General features: G+C 65.3%; 25 protein-coding genes. 16 read left to right on the forward strand and 9 right to left on the reverse strand.

What is annotated here, in order from left to right; translation table 11 throughout:
- Positions 1 to 20 precede the first annotated feature (20 nt).
- The 3 genes from AB843_RS00180 to tkt form a co-directional block, all read right to left on the reverse strand.
- Positions 21 to 1,826 (reverse strand): potassium/proton antiporter, encoded by a 1,806-nt coding sequence (locus AB843_RS00180; protein ID WP_048644775.1) that lies wholly within the window; start codon positions 1,824 to 1,826, stop codon positions 21 to 23.
- Between the two features lie 139 nt (positions 1,827 to 1,965).
- On the reverse strand, positions 1,966 to 2,973 hold the full coding sequence (gap, locus tag AB843_RS00185) for a type I glyceraldehyde-3-phosphate dehydrogenase (protein ID WP_048644776.1): 1,008 nt from the start codon (positions 2,971 to 2,973) through the stop codon (positions 1,966 to 1,968).
- A gap of 137 nt (positions 2,974 to 3,110) precedes the next feature.
- A complete protein-coding gene (tkt, locus tag AB843_RS00190) occupies positions 3,111 to 5,105 on the reverse strand; it encodes a transketolase (protein WP_048644777.1) in 1,995 nt (664 codons plus the stop codon).
- A gap of 454 nt (positions 5,106 to 5,559) precedes the next feature.
- On the opposite strand from tkt, the gene AB843_RS00195 reads away from it, so the two are divergent.
- The 4 genes from AB843_RS00195 to trmD are packed head-to-tail and all read left to right on the forward strand — an operon-like array spanning position 5,560 to position 7,532.
- A complete protein-coding gene (locus AB843_RS00195) occupies positions 5,560 to 5,832 on the forward strand; it encodes a DUF4164 domain-containing protein (RefSeq protein WP_048644778.1) in 273 nt (90 codons plus the stop codon).
- Between the two features lie 9 nt (positions 5,833 to 5,841).
- A complete protein-coding gene (locus AB843_RS00200; protein WP_048644779.1) occupies positions 5,842 to 6,216 on the forward strand; it encodes a cell division protein ZapA in 375 nt (124 codons plus the stop codon).
- A gap of 39 nt (positions 6,217 to 6,255) precedes the next feature.
- Entirely contained in the window at positions 6,256 to 6,831 is a 576-nt protein-coding gene (rimM, locus tag AB843_RS00205; RefSeq protein ID WP_048644780.1) for a ribosome maturation factor RimM, read from the forward strand.
- Positions 6,828 to 7,532, forward strand: coding sequence for a tRNA (guanosine(37)-N1)-methyltransferase TrmD (trmD, locus tag AB843_RS00210; RefSeq protein ID WP_048644781.1), 705 nt, complete (start codon positions 6,828 to 6,830; stop codon positions 7,530 to 7,532). Before rimM ends, trmD begins: the two co-directional genes overlap by 4 nt.
- A gap of 75 nt (positions 7,533 to 7,607) precedes the next feature.
- On the opposite strand, the gene AB843_RS00215 is transcribed toward trmD, so the two are convergent.
- Positions 7,608 to 7,952, reverse strand: a complete 345-nt coding sequence (locus AB843_RS00215; protein WP_048644782.1) for a cupin domain-containing protein — start codon at positions 7,950 to 7,952, stop codon at positions 7,608 to 7,610.
- Positions 7,953 to 8,288: 336 nt separating this feature from the next.
- On the opposite strand from AB843_RS00215, the gene rplS reads away from it, so the two are divergent.
- The 4 genes from rplS (at position 8,289) to AB843_RS00235 (ending at position 11,320) form a co-directional block, all read left to right on the forward strand.
- A complete protein-coding gene (gene rplS, locus AB843_RS00220) occupies positions 8,289 to 8,813 on the forward strand; it encodes a 50S ribosomal protein L19 (protein ID WP_048644783.1) in 525 nt (174 codons plus the stop codon).
- A 177-nt stretch (positions 8,814 to 8,990) separates the two neighbouring features.
- Positions 8,991 to 9,800 carry a transporter substrate-binding domain-containing protein gene (locus AB843_RS00225; protein WP_048644784.1) on the forward strand — a complete coding sequence of 270 codons (810 nt, stop codon included), beginning with the start codon at positions 8,991 to 8,993 and terminating at the stop codon, positions 9,798 to 9,800.
- A 50-nt stretch (positions 9,801 to 9,850) separates the two neighbouring features.
- Entirely contained in the window at positions 9,851 to 10,672 is an 822-nt protein-coding gene (locus AB843_RS00230) for an amino acid ABC transporter permease (RefSeq protein ID WP_048644785.1), read from the forward strand.
- A 153-nt stretch (positions 10,673 to 10,825) separates the two neighbouring features.
- On the forward strand, positions 10,826 to 11,320 hold the full coding sequence (locus tag AB843_RS00235; protein ID WP_048644786.1) for an MgtC/SapB family protein: 495 nt from the start codon (positions 10,826 to 10,828) through the stop codon (positions 11,318 to 11,320).
- A 101-nt stretch (positions 11,321 to 11,421) separates the two neighbouring features.
- Here the strand turns inward: AB843_RS00235 and AB843_RS00240 are convergent, their stop codons facing one another.
- Positions 11,422 to 12,150, reverse strand: a complete 729-nt coding sequence (locus AB843_RS00240; protein ID WP_048645156.1) for a hypothetical protein — start codon at positions 12,148 to 12,150, stop codon at positions 11,422 to 11,424.
- Positions 12,151 to 12,215: 65 nt separating this feature from the next.
- Between AB843_RS00240 and AB843_RS00245 the strand changes: the two genes are divergently transcribed.
- Together AB843_RS00245 and leuC are read left to right on the forward strand one after the other, a co-directional pair.
- A complete protein-coding gene (locus AB843_RS00245) occupies positions 12,216 to 12,797 on the forward strand; it encodes a MarR family winged helix-turn-helix transcriptional regulator (RefSeq protein WP_244467858.1) in 582 nt (193 codons plus the stop codon).
- Between the two features lie 352 nt (positions 12,798 to 13,149).
- A complete protein-coding gene (gene leuC / locus AB843_RS00250) occupies positions 13,150 to 14,565 on the forward strand; it encodes a 3-isopropylmalate dehydratase large subunit (protein WP_048645157.1) in 1,416 nt (471 codons plus the stop codon).
- A gap of 12 nt (positions 14,566 to 14,577) precedes the next feature.
- Here leuC and AB843_RS00255 read toward each other — a convergent pair whose 3' ends face one another.
- Complete coding sequence (locus AB843_RS00255; protein WP_157384395.1) at positions 14,578 to 15,252, reverse strand: hypothetical protein; 675 nt, start codon at positions 15,250 to 15,252, stop codon at positions 14,578 to 14,580.
- Positions 15,253 to 15,334: 82 nt separating this feature from the next.
- Between AB843_RS00255 and AB843_RS00260 the strand changes: the two genes are divergently transcribed.
- Together AB843_RS00260 and AB843_RS00265 are read left to right on the forward strand one after the other, a co-directional pair.
- Positions 15,335 to 15,880 (forward strand): DUF2975 domain-containing protein, encoded by a 546-nt coding sequence (locus AB843_RS00260; protein ID WP_048644789.1) that lies wholly within the window; start codon positions 15,335 to 15,337, stop codon positions 15,878 to 15,880.
- 3 nt (positions 15,881 to 15,883) lie between these two features.
- Positions 15,884 to 16,096 (forward strand): helix-turn-helix domain-containing protein, encoded by a 213-nt coding sequence (locus AB843_RS00265; protein WP_048644790.1) that lies wholly within the window; start codon positions 15,884 to 15,886, stop codon positions 16,094 to 16,096.
- A 5-nt stretch (positions 16,097 to 16,101) separates the two neighbouring features.
- Here the strand turns inward: AB843_RS00265 and AB843_RS00270 are convergent, their stop codons facing one another.
- The 3 genes from AB843_RS00270 to AB843_RS00280 all read right to left on the reverse strand — a co-directional run bounded on the left by AB843_RS00270 (position 16,102) and on the right by AB843_RS00280 (position 18,751).
- Positions 16,102 to 16,923, reverse strand: coding sequence for a COG3904 family protein (locus AB843_RS00270; protein WP_048645158.1), 822 nt, complete (start codon positions 16,921 to 16,923; stop codon positions 16,102 to 16,104).
- Positions 16,924 to 17,033: 110 nt separating this feature from the next.
- Positions 17,034 to 18,347: a hypothetical protein gene (locus tag AB843_RS00275; protein ID WP_048644791.1), complete on the reverse strand. Its 1,314-nt coding sequence runs from the start codon at positions 18,345 to 18,347 to the stop codon at positions 17,034 to 17,036.
- A 41-nt stretch (positions 18,348 to 18,388) separates the two neighbouring features.
- Positions 18,389 to 18,751, reverse strand: coding sequence for a hypothetical protein (locus tag AB843_RS00280; RefSeq protein WP_048644792.1), 363 nt, complete (start codon positions 18,749 to 18,751; stop codon positions 18,389 to 18,391).
- Between the two features lie 135 nt (positions 18,752 to 18,886).
- Between AB843_RS00280 and AB843_RS00285 the strand changes: the two genes are divergently transcribed.
- The 4 genes from AB843_RS00285 to sdhD all read left to right on the forward strand — a co-directional run bounded on the left by AB843_RS00285 (position 18,887) and on the right by sdhD (position 21,225).
- Positions 18,887 to 19,375 (forward strand): GNAT family N-acetyltransferase, encoded by a 489-nt coding sequence (locus AB843_RS00285; RefSeq protein WP_048644793.1) that lies wholly within the window; start codon positions 18,887 to 18,889, stop codon positions 19,373 to 19,375.
- A 178-nt stretch (positions 19,376 to 19,553) separates the two neighbouring features.
- Positions 19,554 to 19,841 (forward strand): hypothetical protein, encoded by a 288-nt coding sequence (locus AB843_RS00290; RefSeq protein WP_244467859.1) that lies wholly within the window; start codon positions 19,554 to 19,556, stop codon positions 19,839 to 19,841.
- A 590-nt stretch (positions 19,842 to 20,431) separates the two neighbouring features.
- Entirely contained in the window at positions 20,432 to 20,839 is a 408-nt protein-coding gene (sdhC, locus tag AB843_RS00295) for a succinate dehydrogenase, cytochrome b556 subunit (protein WP_048644794.1), read from the forward strand.
- 2 nt (positions 20,840 to 20,841) lie between these two features.
- Positions 20,842 to 21,225 (forward strand): succinate dehydrogenase, hydrophobic membrane anchor protein, encoded by a 384-nt coding sequence (gene sdhD, locus AB843_RS00300; protein ID WP_048644795.1) that lies wholly within the window; start codon positions 20,842 to 20,844, stop codon positions 21,223 to 21,225.
- Positions 21,226 to 21,227 lie beyond the last annotated feature (2 nt).

Genomic DNA, 21,227 nt, shown 5'->3' on the forward strand with positions numbered 1-21,227 from the left:
ACGCAAGGCATGAGGCGAACTCAGCCCTTTCCGCCGCGGCCGAGGGTGAAAAGCCGGCGCAGCAGGTCGCGCGGGCTGAGGAAGATCGGCACGCGGACGATGGTCGCCGGCGGTTCCAGCGACAGGCCGATCGCCGTGATCGCCCCGGCCTCATCGACGTCGCGGACGATCAGCTCGATGGTCCCCAGCGGGGCGCGGTCGCCGTACTCGGCGCGTCCGCCCAGGCGTTCGCGCACCAATTCGGCAATCGTCAGCTTCTGCTCGTCCTCGGTCAGGCCGGGCGCGTAGGCCGCCTCGATGTCGGAGGCGGGCCGTTCCGGGTCGACGGCGAAGGCGCCGAAGAATTCGGCGTCCTCCGGATCCATCTCGACCGGACTGGCAAACAGGCGGTCGAGCAGGCGCGGATAGCGGTCCGGCACGAAGATGTAGACGTGGTCGCCGGCGGCCAGCCGGCCGGCATACTGATAGGTCATCGAGCGCCCGTCGCGCACCACCAGCGAGGGTTTCGCCCAGCGTGGAATGCGCTGGCCGCGCTCGACCGGGCTGCCGGCGACGACGCGGTAGGCGAGCAATTCATGGCGGGCGGAGCCTGGCAGTTCGAGCTCCACCTTGTTCAGCGGTCCCATGCGCGGCGGCACGGTCAGGGCCAGGCGGCGGGCGAGCGGCCCGACGCTCCAGCCCTGGACGATCAGCGACACCAGCACAATGATGAAGACGATGTTGAACAGGGGACGGCCGTTCTCCAGCCCGTCGATCAGCGGTGTGATGGCGAGCAGGATCGACACCGCACCACGCAGGCCGACCCAGGAGATGAAGGCGTTCTCGGCGCGCGCGAAGCGGAATGGCAGCAGGCACAGCATGACCGCCAGCGGGCGCGCGACGAAGATCAGGAACAGGCCGATGAACAGTGCCGGCAGGATGATCGCGGCGAATTGCGACGGCGTGGCAAACAGGCCGAGCACCAGGAACATGATGATCTGGGCCAGCCAGGTCACGCCGTCCTGGAAGCGTTTCAAAAGGGCGGTCGAGCGCAGCCGGGCGCTGCCGGCCAGCAGGCCCGCCACATAGACCGCGAGGAAGCCGGAGCCGCCCAAGGCGCCGGCCAGCGCGAAGACCAGCAGCGACAGCGCCAGCACGAAGATCGGCAGCAGGCCCTGTTCAAGCTTCAGGCGCATGACCAGGCGGACGATGGCATAGCCGCCGACCACGCCGGCGACGAGGCCGATGCCCATCTGCTGCAGGAAGCCCAGCGCGATATCAGCGGCAAGCGCATTGGCCTGGAGCACTTCGCCGCTGCCGATCAGGCTGACCAGCGACAGGGTGAGGAAGATGGCGATCGGGTCGTTCGAGCCCGATTCCACCTCAAGCGTCGAGCGGACGCGCTCACGCACCGAGATGTTGCCGACACGCAGCAGGAAGAACACCGCCGCCGCATCGGTGGAGGCGACGGTGGCGCCGAGCAGGAAGGCTTCGAGCCAGCTGAAATCGGTAACGTAGTAGGTGGCGACGCCGACCAGGCCGGCGGTCAGGACGACGCCGATCGTCGCCAGCACCAGGGCGGGCGCGGCGGCCTGGCGAAACGAGGCGAACGAGGTGCCGAAGCCTGAATCGAACAGGATGACCGCCAGCGCCAGCGAGCCGATGAAATAGGCGAGCGCCGCATTGTCGAAATCGAGCCCCAGCCCGTCCGTGCCGGCGGCCAGGCCGATGCCGAGGAAGATCAGAAGCAGGGGTGCGCCGAAGCGGAAGGCAACCAGGCTCGAGAACGCGGCAAACAGCACAAGGGCCGTACCCACCAGCGTAATGAGATAAATGCCCTGATCCATCCGCCTCTCTGTCGTTGTCGTGCCGCAAGCCGCTGTTCTCTTTTATAAAAGATGCGGCGGAAGTGAGATGCAAGGGCGATGCACAAAGAAAAACGCCCGGCGGGACGGCCGGGCGTCGTTCAGGTCGGTTGAGGTGGGATCAGATCGTCTTGCCGAAGGCCACCGCCGTGTCGGACATGCGGTTCGAGAAGCCCCACTCATTGTCGTACCAGGACATGACGCGCACTAGGTCGCCCTCGATGACCTTGGTCTGGTCGAGCGCGAAGGTGGAGGAGGCCGGGTTGTGGTTGAGGTCGATCGAAACCAGCGGCTCATCGGTGTAGGCAAGGATGTTCTTCAGCTTGCCGTCGGCGGCCGCCACCAGCGCGTTGTTGACTTCCTCGACCGTGACCTTGCGCTTCGGCACGAACTTGAAGTCGATGACCGAGACGTTCGGCGTGGGCACTCGGATCGACACGCCGTCGAGCTTGCCGTTGAGTTCGGGAAGCACGAGGCCGACGGCCTTGGCCGCACCCGTCGAAGTGGGGATCATCGACATGGCGGCGGCGCGGGCGCGGTAGAGGTCCTTGTGCATCGTGTCGAGCGTCGGCTGGTCGCCCGTATAGGCGTGGATCGTCGTCATGAAGCCTTTTTCGATGCCGAAGGCGTCGTTCAGCACCATGGCGACCGGCGCCAGGCAGTTGGTGGTGCACGACGCGTTGGAGACGATCAGGTGCTCCCTGGCGATCTTCTCGTGGTTGACGCCGTAGACGACCGTCAGGTCGGCGCCCGTGGCGGGCGCCGAGACCAGCACGCGCTTGGCGCCCGCTTCCAGATGCAGCGAGGCCTTTTCCTTGGAGGTGAAGATGCCGGTGCATTCCATGACGATGTCGACGCCCAATTCGCCCCAGGGCAGCTTGGCCGGATCGCGCTCGGCGAAGACCTTGAACGAGTCTGTGCCGATGTTGATCGTGTCGCCCTCGACCTTCACCTCGGAAGGAAAGCGGCCATGCACGCTGTCGTAGCGCAGGAGATGGGCGTTGGTCTCGACCGGGCCGAGATCGTTGATGGCCACGACATCGATGTCCTTGCGGCCCGATTCATAGATGGCGCGGACGATGTTGCGGCCGATGCGGCCAAATCCGTTGATGGCTATTTTGACGGTCATGAATTTCCTCCGCGGAGTGGGTGGCCGTGCGCGCGCACGGGAAAGGACGCCGCTTCATAGCGGCGCCAGCCTCAAGAATCCAGATATGGGGACCAGCAAATGCTGGTCCAGGAACGGGCGAGGACGTGCTTGTGGGCTCAACCGCGCTGTGCGAGGCGCTTCTGCGCTGCGCTCGCCGCGGCTTCCGCCGTGATGCCGAAATGCTGGTAGAGCGCCGGCGCCGGGGCGCTGGCGCCGAAGCCGGTCATGCCGATGAACACGCCATCCGAGCCGATGATCGCGTCCCAGCCCTGGCGGATGCCGGCCTCGATGGCGATCCTGACCGGCGCGTTGCCTATGACGGCGGCGCGATAATCGTCGCTCTGGGCAGCGAACAGCTCGAAGCAGGGTACCGAGACGACACGCGCCGGATGGCCGGCCTTGTCGAGCAGCGCCTTGGCGGCCATGGCGATTTCCACTTCCGAGCCGGTGGCGAACAGCGTCACTTCGGCATCGTCCTCGCAAGGGGCGAGCTCATAAGCGCCACGGGCGCAGAGATTGTCCTCCTCATAGGCGATGCGCACGGGTGCGAGGTTTTGCCGCGACAGGGCGAGCGTCGACGGCGTCTCGCGCGAAGCGATCGCCACCTGCCAGCATTCGGCAGTCTCGACCGCGTCGGCCGGGCGAAAGACATTGTGGTTGGGGATGGCGCGCAGGGCGGCCAGATGCTCGACCGGCTGGTGTGTCGGACCGTCCTCGCCCAGGCCGATGGAATCATGCGTCATGACGAAGATCGAGCGGATCTGCATCAGCGAGGCAAGCCGCATGGCCGGGCGCGCGTAATCGGAGAAGGTGAGGAAGGTGCCGCCATAGGGGATGATGCCGCCATGCAGCGTCATGCCGTTCATTGCCGCCGCCATGGCGTGCTCGCGAATGCCGTAATGCACGTAGCGGCCGGAATAATCCTTGGCCGAGATCGGTCCGGTCTGGCTGGTCTTGGTGTTGTTGGAGCCGGTCAGGTCGGCGGAACCGCCGATGGTCTCCGGCAGGCAGGCATTGATGACTTCGAGCGCCATTTCGGAGGATTTGCGCGTCGCCACCTTGGGCGGCTCGGCGGAGAGCTTTTCCTTGTACTCGGCGATCACCGTGTCGAAATTCTCCGGCAGGTCGCCGCGCATGCGGCGCTCGAACTCGCCGCGCATTTCGGCCTCGGCGCCGGCGAGGCGCTGTTCCCAGGCCTTGCGCTCCTTGGTCGAGCGGAGACCGGCCAGCCGCCAGTCGTCGAGAATGTCGGAGGGGACGACGAAGGGGGCCGCGTCCCAGCCGAGCGCCTTGCGCGCGCCGGCAATTTCCTCGGCGCCGAGCGGCGAGCCGTGCACCTTGGCGGTGCCGGACTTGGTCGGTGCGCCAAAACCGATGGTGGTGCGGAAGGCGATCAGGGTCGGCTTGCTGGATTCGCGGGCTGCCGTGATCGCCGCGGCGATGGCGTCCGGATCATGGCCGTCGGCGCGCATCGTGTTCCAGCCGGAAGCGGCGAAACGGGCGCACTGATCGGTGGAATCGGTCAGCGCGGTCGAGCCGTCGATGGAAATCTGGTTGTCGTCGAACAGGACGATCAGCTTGTTGAGCTTGAGATGACCGGCCAGCGTCAGCGCTTCCTGGCTGATGCCCTCCATCAGGCAGCCGTCGCCGGCCAGCACATAGGTGTAGTGGTCGACCAGATCGTCGCCGAAGCGGGCGTTGAGGATGCGTTCGGCGAGCGCCATGCCGACCGAATTGGCCAGGCCCTGGCCGAGCGGACCGGTGGTCGTCTCGATGCCGGCGGCGTGGCCGAATTCCGGGTGGCCGGCGGTGCGCGAGCCGAGCTGGCGGAAATTGCGGATCTCGTCGATCGCGATGTCCTCGTAGCCGAGGAGGTAGAGCAGCGAATAGAGCAGCATCGATCCGTGGCCGGCCGACAGGACGAAACGGTCGCGGTCGGGCCAATGCGGGTTCTTCGGATCGTGCGTCATGAAACGGGTGAACAGCACGGTGGCGATGTCGGCCGCGCCCATCGGCAGGCCGGGGTGGCCCGAATTGGCCTTCTCCACGGCGTCCATGGAAAGAAAGCGGATCGCGTTTGCCATCCGGTCGTGTTTGTCGCGTGAGATCATGATTGCTCGCTGGTCCGCTGCAGGCAGTTGATGAAGGACTGGTTTGACAGTCCCGGCCCCTTGAAAAGCAGGCGACACATAGCAGTTGCGGCCTTGAAGTCAACAAAGAGGCGGCGTCGGTGGACAAGTCGCCCGGAGGCGGGAGACGGCGCACCCGCACGCTTCATGTCAGAGCTGTCGCAGCATTTTGGGGGATTAGCCGACGCGCTTTGTTGACGGGAGGTTCACCCGGCGCCTAATCTTTTTGCGGTAAGGTGTTAGTAAGGCCCGCGATTCGCGAGCACGGCCTGATGGGGCGGTCTGCCGGCCCTGCCGACGGGACCACCGTGCGCCAGCGGAAGGGCTGCATGAAAGTAAGCAAGATTGCCTGTGTCACATCGATTGCGGATCGTTATCCCACGCGCGGCGTGCCGGATGGACGGTGCCCGGAATCGCAGGACTGGGGTTGGCGGCCATGAGTGGTGAAACGACGCTCAAGGAGGTGATCGGGCGTTTGGGCAAGGCCCTGACGTCGCTCGAGGACGCGGTCGATGCGCGGCTGGAGCACGAGCAGGACTTCGTCGATTCCGACGCTGAACTGCAGCGGATGAACGCCGACCGCGCTCGCCTTGCACAAGAGATCGACAAGTCCGAGGCGCGCGCCGAGCGGCTCGAGGATGTAAACCGCGAGGTGTCGCGGCGCTTGGTCACGGCCATGGAGACGATCCGCGCCGTTTTGGATCGATAGGATGTTGCGATGGCACAGGTAACGGTCACCATAGACGGCAAATCCTACCGGATGGCCTGCGACGAGGGGCAGGAAGAACACCTCATCGACCTTGCCCAGCGGTTCGATCGCTATGTGATGCATTTGAAAGGCTCGTTCGGCGAGATCGGCGATCACCGGCTGAGCGTCATGGCCGGCATCATGGTGATGGACGAGCTGGCCGAACTGCAGAAGCGCATGCAGGGCATGGAAGGCGAGATCGCCACCCTGCGCAAGACCCGCGACGACGCGCTGAACAAGGCGGACAAGAACGATTCCGCGCTGACCGGCGTGCTCCTGGAGATGGCCGAGCGCATCGAGGTGTTGTCGGGAAAGCTTGCCGGCAGGCCGCAGAATAGCGCATAAGCCGGGTTTCCCGTACGCCAGAAGCGGCAAACCAGGCCTATGAGCAAACCAACCAGGAATGACACACTCATCCAGCTTGCCGTGATCGGCGCTGCGCAGGGGCTGCACGGCGAGGTTCGCGTCAAGGCTTTCACCAGCGATCCCATGGCGCTCGGCGATTACGGACCACTGAAGGCGCGCGACGGGCGCGTCTTCACCGTGCGGCGGCTCCGGCCGGTGAAGAATGTCGTCGTGGCGCGGTTTGCCGAGGTGACCGACCGCAACGCCGCCGAAGCCTTGAACGGCACGGCGCTGTTCGTCGATCGCGCGGCGCTGCCGGCGGAATTGGACGAGGAAGAGTATTACCATGCCGATCTGATCGGGCTGGCGGCCGTGGACGAAACGGGCGCCAGCCTGGGCACGATCGGCGCGCTGCACAATTTCGGCGCCGGCGATATCCTGGAAATAACCCTGGTCGACGGGGGCTCGGCGCTGGTGCCGTTTACCCGCGCGGCGGTGACGTCGGTCGATCTCGCGGCGAAGCTGGCGCGGTTCGACAGGGCGGCGGCGGGGTTGCTTGACGAGGAAGCCGATGGGGATCCGGACGGCGAAGCTCCCTCGGGAGATGGGAATTGAGTTTCCGCGCCACGGTGCTCAGCCTCTATCCGGAGATGTTTCCCGGCCCGCTCGACCTCTCGCTGGCCGGCAAGGCGCGCGAGGCTGGGCTGTGGTCGCTGGAGGCGGTGCAGATCCGCGACTTCGCCACCAGCAAGCATCGCAATGTCGACGACACGCCGGCAGGCGGCGGCGCCGGCATGGTGATGCGTGCCGACGTCCTGGCGCGCGCGCTCGACCATGTGGCAGGGCCGCAGGATGCGCGTCCGAAACTGCTCATGAGCCCGCGCGGCCGACCGCTCGACCAGGGGCGCGTGCGGCAATTGGCGACGGGTCCCGGCGCGGTGATCCTGTGCGGGCGCTTCGAGGGCGTCGATCAACGCCTGATCGAGGCGCGGGCGCTGGAGGAGGTGTCGATCGGCGATTACGTCCTGTCGGGCGGCGAGCCGGCGGCGCTGGTGCTGCTCGATGCGGTGATCCGGCTTCTGCCGGGCGTCATGGGCAATGAGCAATCGGGCGAGGAGGAAAGTTTCGAGGGCGGTCTTCTGGAGCATCCGCAATACACGCGCCCGCAGCTCTTCGAGGAACGGCCGATCCCGGAGGTGCTTCTGTCCGGCAACCACGCGAAGATCGCCGCCTGGCGGCGCGCCGAGGCGGAGCGGCTGACGCGGGAGCGCCGGCCTGACCTGTGGGCAGCCTATCGCGGCGACAAACCGGTCTAGCGCGTTGTTTTCCGCATTTGCGCGGACGTCAGGTGCTTCCACCTGACTGCAAAATGCGCCAGGCGCCCGCTTACCTTATTCGAGCCATTCGGTGATGAACGTGCCGTTCTCGTGGATGTCTATCGTGGCGAGCATGCCGGGACCGAGATTCTCGAACCGGTGCGGCGTATCGGCCGGAACGACCAGGATGGCGCCGGCGCCGGCTTCGATCCGCTCGTCGCCGACAATGAAAAGGCCGTGGCCACGGCGGATGACGAAGGTCTCGGCATAGGGATGCCGGTGCAGGCGCGGCCCGCCGCCGACCGTCTCGATTTCGTTGACGATGACGCAGATGTTCGCGCCTTGCGGCCCGCCCTGCCATTCGCCGTGAAAGCGGTCCGGATCGGTGAGCCAGTCCCTGGCCTGGGTGATGGGTGTCATGAAAGGATGCTTCCTCTGTTCTCGATCGGTGCTTCGGGACGGCTGCGGAGCACCCGCGGGAAACCGAAACTGCCGCGCTTGTCCGGTAGCGTCAATGAGGGGAATCATGCGTGCGCCGCCGTTGCGAGAGGCGCCATGGCTGTCAACCGGCTGTTGATTCCCATTCCGATCTCGTGTATGTGCCGCGCACGCAACGGCTCATGCCGACAGACTCAAATCAATGAACGCGTGAACTCGCTCCTGTTCCTCCTCTGGGAGGGCACTCTTCAGGCGGTTTTCAGAACTGCCCCTGGGATGAGCGCTCTGACGGTTCGAGAAGAACAAGAGGACAGTGAGATGGACATCATCCGTCAGCTCGAGGCCGAGCAGGCCGAGAAGATCGAAGCCCAGCGCAAGCTTCCCGCATTTCAGCCCGGCGATACGCTGCGCGTCCTGGTGCGCGTCACCGAAGGCACGCGTACCCGCGTGCAGGCCTATGAAGGCGTCTGCATCGCCCGCGCCGGCTCCGGCTTCCAGGAGAACTTCACGGTTCGCAAGATCTCCTATGGCGAAGGCGTCGAGCGTGTCTTCCCGGTCTACTCGCCGCTCGTCGAGGGCGTCGAAGTGGTCCGCCGCGGCCGTGTGCGCCGCGCCAAGCTCTACTATCTGCGTGATCGCCGCGGCAAGTCGGCCCGCATCACCGAGAATACGGGCGCCCGCGCCCGCCGCCTGAACGACGCCGAGCGCCAGGCGCTGGCCGAGGAGAAGGTCCGCGTCGAGGCCGAGAAGGTCGCCGCCGCCCAGGCGCTGGCCGCCGAGAAGGCCGCCGAGGACGCCGCCAAGGCCCAGGAGGCCGCGGCCGCCGAGACCAGCGCCGAGTAGGCTTCGGTCTCGCACCGATGGTTGTGAAAAGCGCGCTTCGGCGCGCTTTTTTTGTTCTGGATGCCGTGCTTCAAGGGTGACGATCGGGCGGTGGCGCTCTTTCGTCCGCCCGATTGCTGATTTAAGAATGGCCCATCGCCCGGCCGAACGTTCGGCCTTGTCACAGGGAGATTGACCATGACGTTGCGCATATCTCTTTTGGCCGCGTCGTTGTTTGCGGCCGGTTTCACGTTTTCCGCCCTGTCCGCCGCCACGGCGCAGGATTTGCCCGATCTCGGCGGCCGCGAGGTGATCGTGGTGACGGAGAATGCCTATCCGCCGCTGCAATTCGTCGATCCTTCGTCGGGCGAGCAGATCGGCTGGGAATATGACGCGATGAACGAGATCGCCAAGCGTCTCAATGTGTCGTTGACCTTCCAGAACACCAGTTGGGACGCGATGATCCAGTCGGTTTCGGACGGGCAGTACGATATAGGCATGACCGGCATCACCATTCGCGACGACCGCAAGGAGAAGGTGGATTTCTCCGAGCCCTATCTGCGTTCGGAAATGTTCATGCTGGTGCGCGGCGATGAGGACCGCTTCGATGACGCCGAAAGCTTCGCCGCGCTGGAAGACAGCCTGATCGGCGCACAGCCGGGCACGTCGCCCTTCTACACGGCGGTGTATGAGGTGCTGGACGGCGATGAGGCCAATGCGCGCATCAAGCTGTTCGAGACGTTCGGCGCCTCGGTGCAGGCGCTGCGCGCCGGCGACGTCGATATGGTGCTGACCGACAGCACCGGCGGCAAGGGCTATGTGGATGCGTCGGAGGGCGCGCTGAAACTCGTCGGCGAACCGCTCGGCTCGGAGGATTTCGGCTTCATCTTCGCCAAGGGCTCCGACCTCGTCGTGCCGGTCAACGCGGCCATCGCCGCGATGAAGGCGGACGGCACGATAGATGCCCTGAACAAGAAATGGTTCCTCGACTACACGCTGGGTGAGTAGAGCGTGCCCGGCGATTGCCCGCATGCCCATCGGGCGTCCGGCTGAAGACGATGGCCATCAACGCTTCCGGCAAGTCGAAGAAAGATGATTTTCCCTGGTGGCTGGTCGTCGCCGGGGGGCTTGCCGCCGGCGTCGCCGTGCTGATCGCTTCCAGCGGGCTCCATGCGCAGGTTTTCAGTGTCATCTCCAAAGGCATCGGCGTCACCGTGTTCGTGACGGTGGTGGGCTTTGCCCTTGCCACCGCGCTTGGCCTCGGCATCGCGCTGATGAGCCTTTCCGGTTCGCTGGCGCTGCGTCAGACAGCGCGGTTCTATGTCGAGATCATTCGTGGCGTGCCGGTGCTGGTGCTCCTGTTCTGGATCGCTTTTGCCGGCGTGCCGCTCGTCGTCAGCGGCTGGAACGCGCTGACGATGCCGCTGCAGGAGGCGGGCGTGCTCGGTGAATTGCGGGTGCGCGATATCTCGCTCTTGTGGCGGGCGATCATCGCGCTGACCATCGGCTATTCGGCCTTCATCGCCGAAGTGTTTCGCGCCGGCATCCAGGCGGTCGATTCTGGCCAGGTGGAGGCGGCCAAGGCGCTCGGCCTGACCCGCTTCCAGCGCTTTCGCCTGATCGTCCTGCCGCAGGCGATACGCACCATCCTGCCGCCGCTCGGCAATGATTTCATAGCCATGGTCAAGGATTCGTCGCTGGTTTCGGTACTGGGCGTCGCCGACATCACGCAGATGGGCAAGATCTACGCATCCGGGTCGTTTCGCTTCTTCGAGACCTATTCGATCGTCGCCTATGTCTACCTGCTCCTGACAGTCGGCCTGTCACTGGCCCTGCGGGCGCTTGAAAGGCGAATGCGCAACAGCCAGGCGCGCCGCTAGGGCATTTCCATTTCCCCCGAGTCACGGAAATGCTCTATCTCCTTATCCTTGCGCAATTCAGGACGGAAAACCGGTTCTTGCTTTTCCTCATCCCGCCCAGGGTCAGGATCGCACCACCAGGGAACTTCCCATCGCTTTTGGCATTTGTCAGCCATGGACGCCTTGATCGCCGAATTCACGCCGGCAACCAGCCTGCCGTGGCAGGTCATCGCGGCGCGTCTCCTGGTGGCTGCCGTGCTCGGCGGGATTCTCGGCTTCGAGCGTGAGCTGGCGGACCGGCCCGCCGGGTTGCGCACCCACATGCTGGTGTGCCTCGCCTCGGCGGTGTTTGCAGTGATCACGCTGGAAATCGTCGCCATGCCGATCTTCAACGACGAGCATGTGCGCGCCGATCCGCTCCGTCTGGTCGAGGCGATCACGGCGGGCGTGGCCTTCCTGGCTGCCGGTTTCATCATCTTCAAGCGCGGGGCCGTGCGTGGCCTGACGACGGGCGCGGGCATGTGGCTGGCGGCGGCGACCGGCCTGGCCGCCGGCCTCGGCCTGTGGCTGATCGCGGGGCTCGCCTGCGTTCTCGGCGCGCTCGTGCTGGCGCTGATACGGCGGCTGGAGTTCTCGCTGGAACTCAAGCCGCCGCAGGAAGGCGACTAGAGCATTTCCATTTCCCCCGAGTCACGGAAATGCTCTATCTCTTTGTTCTTGCGCAATTCCGGACGGAAAACCGGTTCCCACTTTTCCTGGAATTGCTCTAGCTACTGCTTCGTCACCCGGCCGGGCAGCGACAGGTCGCCCGAAGCGATGTCATGGACGCCGGTCACGCACAGCAACGGCGTCTGGCCCTCCGGGTGCACCTGCAGCGTGGCGGTTACCGCGTCGAAGGCGGCATCGGTGCCATCGCGCAGGGGAACGGTGATGCGCACCGCCTTGCCATCGAGGCGCGGCGACATGCCGGGACTGTCAAGCGCCAGCGGCAGCATCGGCGCGGTGGCCGGCAGGACGTCGACGCCCGGCGACACGTCGCGCACCTTGTAGCCGGCGCCGCAGGCCGTCGCCTTTTCCAGGACGACCCAGTGCGAATGCCAGCCGGCGCCGTCATTGGTCGGGTCGCCGTCGCCGTTTTCATCGAACAACGGCGTGTCGTCGAAATCGGGGTGGGCGGTGACGGCGAGCGCCAGGATGCCGGATTTTTCGGCAAAGCCCACGATGGCCGGGTCGAGGCTCGTCGGCCAGACATAGGCATGGACCCAGGCACCGGGCAGCGCGCCCGTGGCTTCGGGTTTGACGCTGCCGGCCTCACCTTCCATCTCCATGGTGAATGTGACGAGGCGTTCGTCGGCGGTGGCGCCGGCGCGGCGAATGTCGAAGGCGGGTTCGACCGCCGCATTGGCGGGGCTTTCGATCTCATGCGCCTGGAGCGGCGTCGGGACGGCAAGCGTCGAGAGCAGCGATAATGCAAGGGCGCGAATGAGCATGGTTTCCATGATGTCCTCCATTTAGTATCGAGTCGATACATATTGGCTAGCATGCGGCGGCGGCCATTGCAATCATGGTATCGACACAATACTGTCTGCCGATGAACGACGACGAGACATTGGCGATGATCGGCCGGCTGGCGCGCATCGTCACGCATGACGGCCACGCCGCCGGCCTGAAGCCGGCGCAATGGGAGGCCTTGCGCTATCTGGCGCGCGCCAACCGCTTCTCCAACACGCCGGGCGCCCTGACGGCCTATCTGGGCGCCACCAAGGGCACGGTGTCGCAGACCCTGATGGCGCTGGAGCGGGCGGGACTGGTGCGCAAATCCGCCGATGCGGCCGACCGCCGTTCGGTGCGGCTCGAACTGACTGCGGCGGGCGCGGCGCTTCTGCCGCAAGACGAGACGCTGCGCTTTGCCGAGGCATTGTCGCGGATGGACGCGGCGCAGCGGGAAGCGCTGAACGAGGGGCTTGCCGCCTTGCTCAAGGCGCGTCTTGCGGCGGATGGCGGGCGGACTTTCGGGCTCTGCCGCGATTGCCGGCATTTTCGCCGGGACATGGAAGGCGCGGGCCGGCATCGCTGCGCGCTGCTGCATGTGCCGCTGAGCGATGAGGACACGGCACGGATCTGCGTCGAGCAGGAAGCGGCGTAGTGGTCTGACCGAAACAGATGGATACCATCTGTTTCGGTAAGTCAGCCCACAAGCGATTGATCTGGTGGTGCGATCCCGACAGATGCGGACCATCTGTCGGGATCGCACCACCAGGCTGCTTGGACAGATTGCCGAGCCCGCGAAACGCTGGTAAGACGCTCTCATGGAAGAACTTTTCGGAAGCCCGACCTACAAGCGCTTCGTTCTGCAGGATGTGAAACGCCTGCCGAGCCGCTTTTTCGCGCGGGTCTCCGGCTCGCTTCTGAGCCGACTGCCTTAGGCGGACACGCCAGCCGGCGATCATTTGATTTGCCGGCAAGCCTTCCATTTCGCTCCGCTGAGGATGAAGACAATGACCAAACCACGCACGCTCTACGACAAGATTTTCGACGACCACCTGGTCGATCAACAGGATGACGGCACCTGCCTGCTCTACATCGACCGGCATCTGGTGCATGAGGTGACCAGCCCGCAGGCCTTCGAGGGGCTGCGCATGGCCAGCCGCACGGTGCGCCACCCGGAGAAGACGCTGGCCGTGGTCGACCACAACGTGCCGACCTCGCCCGACCGCAAGTTCGGCATCAAGAACCCGGAGAGCCGTATCCAGGTCGAAGCTCTGGCGACGAACGCCGCCGATTTCGGCATCGAGTATTTCGACGCCGCCGACGAGCGCCAGGGCATCGTCCACATCGTCGGCCCGGAGCAGGGCTTCACCCTGCCGGGCATGACCATCGTCTGCGGCGACAGCCACACCTCGACGCATGGCGCCTTCGGCGCGCTGGCGCACGGCATCGGCACCTCCGAGGTGGAGCATGTGCTGGCCACGCAGACGCTGATCCAGCGGCGCGCCCAGAACATGCTGATCGAGGTGGACGGCAAATTGCCGGCCGGCGTGACGGCGAAGGACATCATCCTCGCCATCATCGGCGAGATCGGCACGGCCGGCGGCACCGGCCATGTGATGGAATATGCCGGCGAGGCGATCCGCGCCCTGTCGATGGAAGGCCGCATGACGGTCTGCAACATGTCGATCGAGGGCGGCGCGCGCGCCGGCCTGATCGCCCCGGACGAGACCACCTACGCCTATATCAACGGCCGCCCCCGGGCGCCGAAGGGCGAAGCCTGGGATCTGGCGCGCGCCTATTGGGATACGCTGCACACCGATGACGGCGCGCATTTCGACCGCGTGGTCAAGCTCGACGCGGCCAACCTGCCGCCCATCGTCACCTGGGGCTCCTCGCCCGAGGACGTGGTGTCGATCACCGGCGTGGTGCCGAACCCGGACGAGATCGCCGAGGAAAACAAGCGCCAGTCGAAGATGCGGGCGCTGGAATATATGGGCCTCACCCCCGGCACCAGGATCACCGACATCGCGCTCGACCGCGTCTTCATCGGCTCGTGCACCAATGGCCGCATCGAGGATCTGCGCGAAGTGGCCAAGGTCGCCGAGGGCCAGAAGGTCAATGAACGGGTCAGCGCGATGATCGTGCCGGGCTCCGGCCTGGTCAAGGCGCAGGCCGAGGCCGAGGGGCTGGACAAGATCTTCAAGGCGGCGGGTTTCGACTGGCGCGAGCCGGGCTGCTCGATGTGCCTGGCGATGAACGACGACCGGCTGAAGCCGGGCGAGCGCTGCGCCTCCACCTCGAACCGCAATTTCGAGGGCCGCCAGGGCTTCAAGGGCCGCACGCATCTGGTCTCGCCGGCCATGGCGGCGGCGGCGGCCATTGCCGGCCATTTCGTCGACATTCGCGAGTGGCCGCAGGGCTGACGCCAGATCGGTTCACCGTTTCACGGAAACGCTGCCCCGGCTCTCTTTTGACCTCACGTCCTTGCAGGGAGGAATTCCTGCAAGGGACTTCCCGCCAAGCATCTTCTGCAATCCGATCTCGCCGGTCAGGGGGAAGAATTCTCCCCCGGCCTCGGTGCGCATATAGCTGCGCACCGACAGGGTCTCGGTATCGAGGGGACCGCTGCGGCAGCCGCCCCTGACCGTCACACCAAGCGTTCCCTTGCCATTGGCTGTCTTTGCCGCGCGCGCGCGATGCTGCACCGTTTCGAAACGCGCCCTGTCCTCAGGCGCGACCATTGCCGTGAGGACGTGATCCCCAGGCTCGACAGGCGCGCTGAAACCGGCGCCCGCGGCACTGTCGGCAATGGCCAGGACAAAGGTTTCATCGAAGGCCTCGGCCTTGCCTCCCGCCGCAAGCGCGATCCGCAATTCCACATCGCCGCGCCGCAGCCACAGGTTCCGGTCCGTCTTGACGGCGATGGCAACGTGGCGCGGATCGGCCTTGAAGGGGTCGAAACGCGACAATTGATGGAGCGCGTGCGGATTTGTCGCCATGCAGGCCGATAGCATGGCCGCGCCGAGCAGGATGCAGGCGCGCGAGGGCGGACAGCCGGGTTTGACGCGTTGCGCGGCGGAAAACAATGGAGAGAAAATCGAGGCAGGCATCGCTTGACCCTTCATGGGATGAATGATATTGGATGATTAGTTACTGTAAAACGATAATTTATTCAAGCACTAGGAGAATGAAATGGCTGATGTGATGCGCTTGCGACGGCTCAGTCGCGTCATGCGGAGCGCCGTCCTGGCTTGCGCCGCATTGATCCTCGTCGGCGTGGCGTGGGTGCTTGGGGTGTCGTTGTCGGATCCGGCCGGTTTCGAAAATTTGCTGCGCGAAGGGCTTTCCATCGCGGGGCCGGTGACCCTCACATCATCGTCGATCGGCATCACGATCGTGCTGATCGCCGTGCAGGTCGGCCTTCTTCTTGCGGCGCTTTACTGCGTCTGGCGGATGTTCGGCGCGTTTGCCGCGGAGGAGCCACTGTCGGGCGAATCGGCCCGCTGGATGCGTCGCGCCGGTGTGGCTTTCGTCGCCATCGCCAGTGGCAGCATCGTGCTGCACACCGTCATGGTGCTGGCCCTGACGATGGGCAATCCTCCCGGACAGAAGGCGCTGTCGATCGGGATCGGCTCATCCGAGCTTTTGTCGCTGCTGATCGCCTGCATCATGTACATGACCAGCCACCTGATGGCTGTCGCCGCCGAGGCGCGCGCCGACCAGCGGGGCTTCGTCTGAGCCATGGCGATCATCGTCAATCTCGATGTCATGCTGGCGCGGCGCAAGATGCGCTCGAAGGAACTGGCCGAACTGATCGGCATCACCGAGCAGAATGTTTCACTGCTGAAATCCGGCAAGGTGCGCGGCGTGCGCTTCGAGACGCTGGAGAAGATCTGCCAGGTGCTGGAGTGCCAGCCCGGCGACCTATTGGAGTATCGGCAGGACGAGGGCTGAGAGGCTCAGTTGCGCGCCAGGGTGATCGGCCCGGTGACCAGGCGATAGCGCTGCAATTGCTCCGGCGTCAAATAGTAGAGCGCGCGCGGCGGCGTATCGAGCGCATGCAGCCACAGCGCCGGGTCGATGCCCATCTCGTCCAGGTGGCGCGAAATGCGGGCGGTGATCATCTGCGCGTCGGCCATGGCCTGCGCCGGGTTGGCGATTTCTTCCGCCGCGTAGAACTGGTGGACGCCGATCGCCGCCTTGGCGCCGGCTTGCCGTGTGACACCACCGGCCAGGATCAGCGGACAGGAAGAGGCGCAGATGGCGCCGTCCTCGACGCGCGTCGACAGGCCGCGTTCGCGCACCAGGCGGGCCATTGCCATGGCGTCCTCGAGCGAGCCACCCGGCGAGTTGAAGGCAACGGTCGAGACATATTCGCCGCGCGCCTCGAGTTCGGCGGCAAAGCGCGCCGATGCGCCCGGATCGATGGCGCCTTCGACCGACAGCACGCCGCCCGCCCGCAGGGTGAAGCGCACCGGGTTACGGAGCATGGTGCGGTCTGTGGTGACGAACCGGCGCGGATCGGCGGATTGCTCGCCGGCATCGCCCCCGTCGATAACCGGCGGCAGAACGGTGACGCCCTGCTCGAACGGCTGCGGGGCGGCGCTCGGCCACAGGCCGCCATTGCGGTCGACCAGCTCGCGCAGATCCATGCCGAGGACCGCCGCCGAGCCGATCAGCACGCCGACAAAGGCGGCGCGAATCAGCGCCCCGTCGTCAAAACGGCTGAAATAGCGGGTTAGAGCATTTCCGCTTTTCCCCGAGTCACGAAGATGTTCCATTTCTTTGTTTCCACGCAATTCCGGACGGAAAACCGGTCCCCACTTTTCCTGGAATTGCTCGGGCAGGCCGCGGCGCGGCTTTGCTTCGATGGAAGAGGCGAGATGGTCGCTCATGGTTCATGCCGTTTGCGGTCTGACAGGGAAAGGGGCGTGATGTTTTCGGCCGGCGCTGTGCGGGGTGCCTCCGCAGGCTCGGGTTCGGCCTCATCTTCGGTTTCGGTGGCGGCCTTCTTGCGCGCCAGGATCGTGTCGTGCAGCTCCAGCGAGCGCAGCATGTCGGCGGCGGTGATGCGGTCGGCGTCGGTCAAGCCGACCTCGCCGCGGCGGATCGTGCCGAACACCACCACCATGACGCCAACCAGCACGGCCGGCAGGAGATCGATCGAGATGGCGCCGGCCCAGCTCGGCAGGAAGTTGCCGGCATAGCGCAGCACTGCTTCCGCAGAGGATAACGGCACGTAGCGCCGGTCGGCGACCTTCGGCTGCGCCAGGATCTCGGCGGCCGCGTCGGACAGCGCCTTCGACTGGGCGGCGACCGATATGCGCACGGTGGCCATCACCGCATCCTGCCGGCCGGCGAGATCGGATGAGCGGCCGTCGGCGACGGGCGCGATGAAGCCGGCCGAGAGATCGGCGGCGGCGCGGGCGACCGAAGGGGCGATGGAGGTCTGTTCGAGCGAGGCGACGACGCCTGCCAGCGCCACCGCCTCCTCGGCGAAGCGGTCGGAGCGCGGCTGGATCGGGCCGGGCGCCGAGACCAGCGTGCGCATCGCGGCAAGCCGCTCCTGGCCGCGCTGGAACAGGTCGCCGACCGTTTCGCGGGAATTCTGGATCGTCGTTTCCAGCTCGCGCATCTGCGCCGACATCTGGGTCAGGAGCTGGACCACGCTGCCTGATCCGGATGTGCCGGTCAGCGCGCCGGAATTGCGCTCGTCGTCGGCCAGGCGGGCAAAACGCTCCGAGGCGCGCTGGATGTCGGGCAGGAGCGACAGCGCGCCAAGCGCGTTGGAATGCGCCTGGTCGAGATCGCCTGTATAGTCCTCCAGCGTCTCGGCCAGATGCTGTTCGACCGCCGCCGAGCCGGCCAGCGCCGCGGCATTGAGCCAGGACGACATGGCGACGATCATCAGGCAGCCGACCGCCATCACGCCGAACAGGGCCAGCCGCGAACCGGCATCGCGCATCTCCGGCAGGAAGCGGATGAGATAGGTCCAGAAGCCGTAAATGCCGACCGACACCGCCGCCGAATAGATGACGGCGGCGAAGAAGACGAGCGTCGCCGTTCCGTCGAGCAGGCTGCGCACGCCGAGATAGGTGTAGACGCCGCTGGCCAGCGCCAGCGTGGCCAGCACGAAGCGGGTCATCGTCTGCATCTGCTCGATATGGGCGCGCAGCTGGCGGGCGGTGTCGGCCTCTCGGCTCATCGGGGCTCCCGTCTTTTGGCCGGGTTTCGTTTGGCCGGCGATCAGTGGCAGGGGCCGGTCAGGACCGGCAGAACGCCGTCGGGCAGGCCGTACATATAGCCGCGTCCCTTGACGAGAACGCCCTGGCTGCAGGGGGCCGAACGGCGCAGATAGAGGCTGCCGCCATGGCGCTGCAGGTGGGCGACGCGCGGCGTCTCGATGCCGAGATCGGCATAGTCGTCGGCCATATGGCCCTTGCCGACCAGAATGCGCTTGAAGCCCGCCCGGCTGTGAATCACGAGGTTGCCATAGGCATCCGCGTAGACGCGGCCACCATAGGCATCACCATAACCGCCGGCCTCTGCCGGCATCGATATTGCTGCGGCGGCAAGCGCCGCGACCACGAAAAAAGACTTCAAAGGCATGCGCCATGGCTCCTTGCCGCTCCCCGTGGCCTCCTCGATCCTCTACATTAAGCTTTTCTTAACCTTTGTCACGGGGAGCTTGGCGGGCAAACATGCCGATTGACAGATGTGGTTAATTTCGGGGAAGGGTTGGCCATGGGCGAGAATCACCAGATCGATATCCAACCGCTGCGCCTCAGGGACGCGCATGTCCTGGCGCCTCTCCTGGCGGCTTACACGCAGTCGCTGAAGCGCGGCGCGCCGCGCCGGCCGGACGCGTTTTACGCGGAAACGCTCCTGCAGGATCGCGCGGTCGAGATTCTCGGCGCCTATCTGGACAGCCGGCTTGTCGGTTTCGCGCTGTTCTACGACCTGCCCGAACCGGTGACGGGCATGCGCTACGGCATGGTCGATCACCTCTATGTGCATCACGATCACCGCCGCAAGGGCATCGGCGAAGCGCTCATCGATGTGGTGGCCGACCAGGCCGAAGAGCGCGGCTGGGCGCGCCTGACGCTCAATGCGCCACGCCAGCCGGAGGAAGGGCGCAAACTCTACGAGAAATTCGCGGCGCCCGCCGACTGGACCGGCCACGTCATCCGCTTCGACACCGGTGCCGACCGGCCAAGCGGCGACGGGCAGTAGCGGCGCGATGGGTACGAAGACACCGGTACCGCTAGAGCGCCGTACGTCCATTCGGACGCACAAAGGACGCTCTAACACTTTGAATCCATGCATCGTGCTTCGCGTAAATCGATTCCGATTTTCGGGCCGATGCAATAGCGGGCCGCACGGCCGATGGGCAGCGCTTCTGCTGCTGGCGTTGGCGGGCGGCTGCACGAACGCTTCCTCTTCAGCCGGTCAGGCCGGCAATGCGGCGGCCTTCAGCGGTCCGGTCACCTATCGCTGCGAGGACGACATGCAGATGGTCGTCGAGCGCAAGGGTCCGCTGGTCAGCGTCCACAGCCCGCGCGGCCTCGACCTCGATCTGCCGGCCGCGCCGCCCGGCCAGAGCGCGCGGTTCGGCGAGGCGCTCTATGCCGTCGTGCTGGAGGAAAAGGACGCGCTGTGGATGGTCAACGGCAAGTCGCCGATCAGCTGCACCCAATAGAGCGCCATGCGTCCATGCGGACGCGATAGTACACGACGCAACAGCTTGCACCCCATTGCAATGACGTGGATGCGTGGTTCGACAAGCTCACCATGAGGGATGTTGGGCTTTGCAGGAAGTCTGGTTCCGCGACGTTGCGGATGGTTTTGCAGCCATATATCCACCCTCATGGTGAGCTTGTCGAACCACGCACAACGCTGTTGCCACAAGATCAAACACGACCGAAATCGGCATGCGTCGTGTACTATGTCAGGACGCATTGAGGGCACCTTGTCTCATTGTTTTTCCGCATTTATGCGGATGTCAGGTGATTCCACCTGACTGCAAAGCACGATAGCGCCCGACAGCGGGACGACTCATCAGGCGCACGAAATATTCGCTTCAATCGTTTGAAGCCGCAGCGGCCCAGTCCTTGCGCGGGACGAGGGGGTTAAATATCGACGCCGGAACGCTTTTGCGGCTTTGACGCACTGCAAAAACCGCATTAGAAAGCGACTGCCGGAGGGCGCGGGTCCGGGCCGAACATCGCTGTTGCGACGCACGCCAGACCAAGCCGTATCGAATTGGGCCGGTATCGAATTGGGGAAGCCATGAGCAAATCCAGCACCATCCACGCCAGGCCGCTTTCGCCGCACCTGCAAATCTACCGCCTCATCCCGACCATGCTGATGTCGATCGTCCATCGCATCACCGGCTCGGCGCTGTATTTCGGCGTGGTGCTGTTCGTCGTCTGGCTTGCCGCCGCCGCGTCTTCCAAGGAAACGTTCGACCTGGTCAACGGCGTCTACGGCTCGTGGTTCGGCCGGCTGGTGCTGTTCGGCTTCACCTGGGCGCTGCTGCACCACATGCTGGGCGGCATGCGCCACCTGATCTGGGACACCGGGCGCGGCCTGGAAAAGGCGACCACCACCAAGATGGCCAAGGCGACGCTCGCCGCCTCGATCGTCCTGACGATCCTGGTGTGGATCGCCGGTTATGCCGTGCGCGGAGGGTTTTGATCATGAGCGACATGCGCACCCCGCTGAACCGCATCCGCGGCCTCGGCTCGGCCAAGGAAGGCACGGGCCATTTCTGGCATCAGCGGCTGACGGCCATCTCGAACATCCCGCTGGTGATCTTCTTCGTCGGCTTCATCATCGCCCATAACGGCGCGTCCTACGAACAGGTGCACGCGGCGCTGGCCAATCCGGTCGTCACGCTGCTTCTCGCTTTCGCGCTCCTGTCGGTGCTCTACCACATGAAGCTCGGCATGCAGGTGGTCATCGAGGATTATGTGCATGGCGAGGGCGCGAAGATCGCGCTGCTGATCCTCAACATCTTCTTTCCCCTCGTCCTGGGCGCGGTCTCCCTCTTCGCCCTCTTGAAAATCGCCTTCGGAGGCTGAAC

The sequence above is a fragment of the Nitratireductor soli genome (genome assembly GCF_001050155.1).
Taxonomy (GTDB): Bacteria; Pseudomonadota; Alphaproteobacteria; order Rhizobiales; family Rhizobiaceae; genus Nitratireductor; species Nitratireductor soli.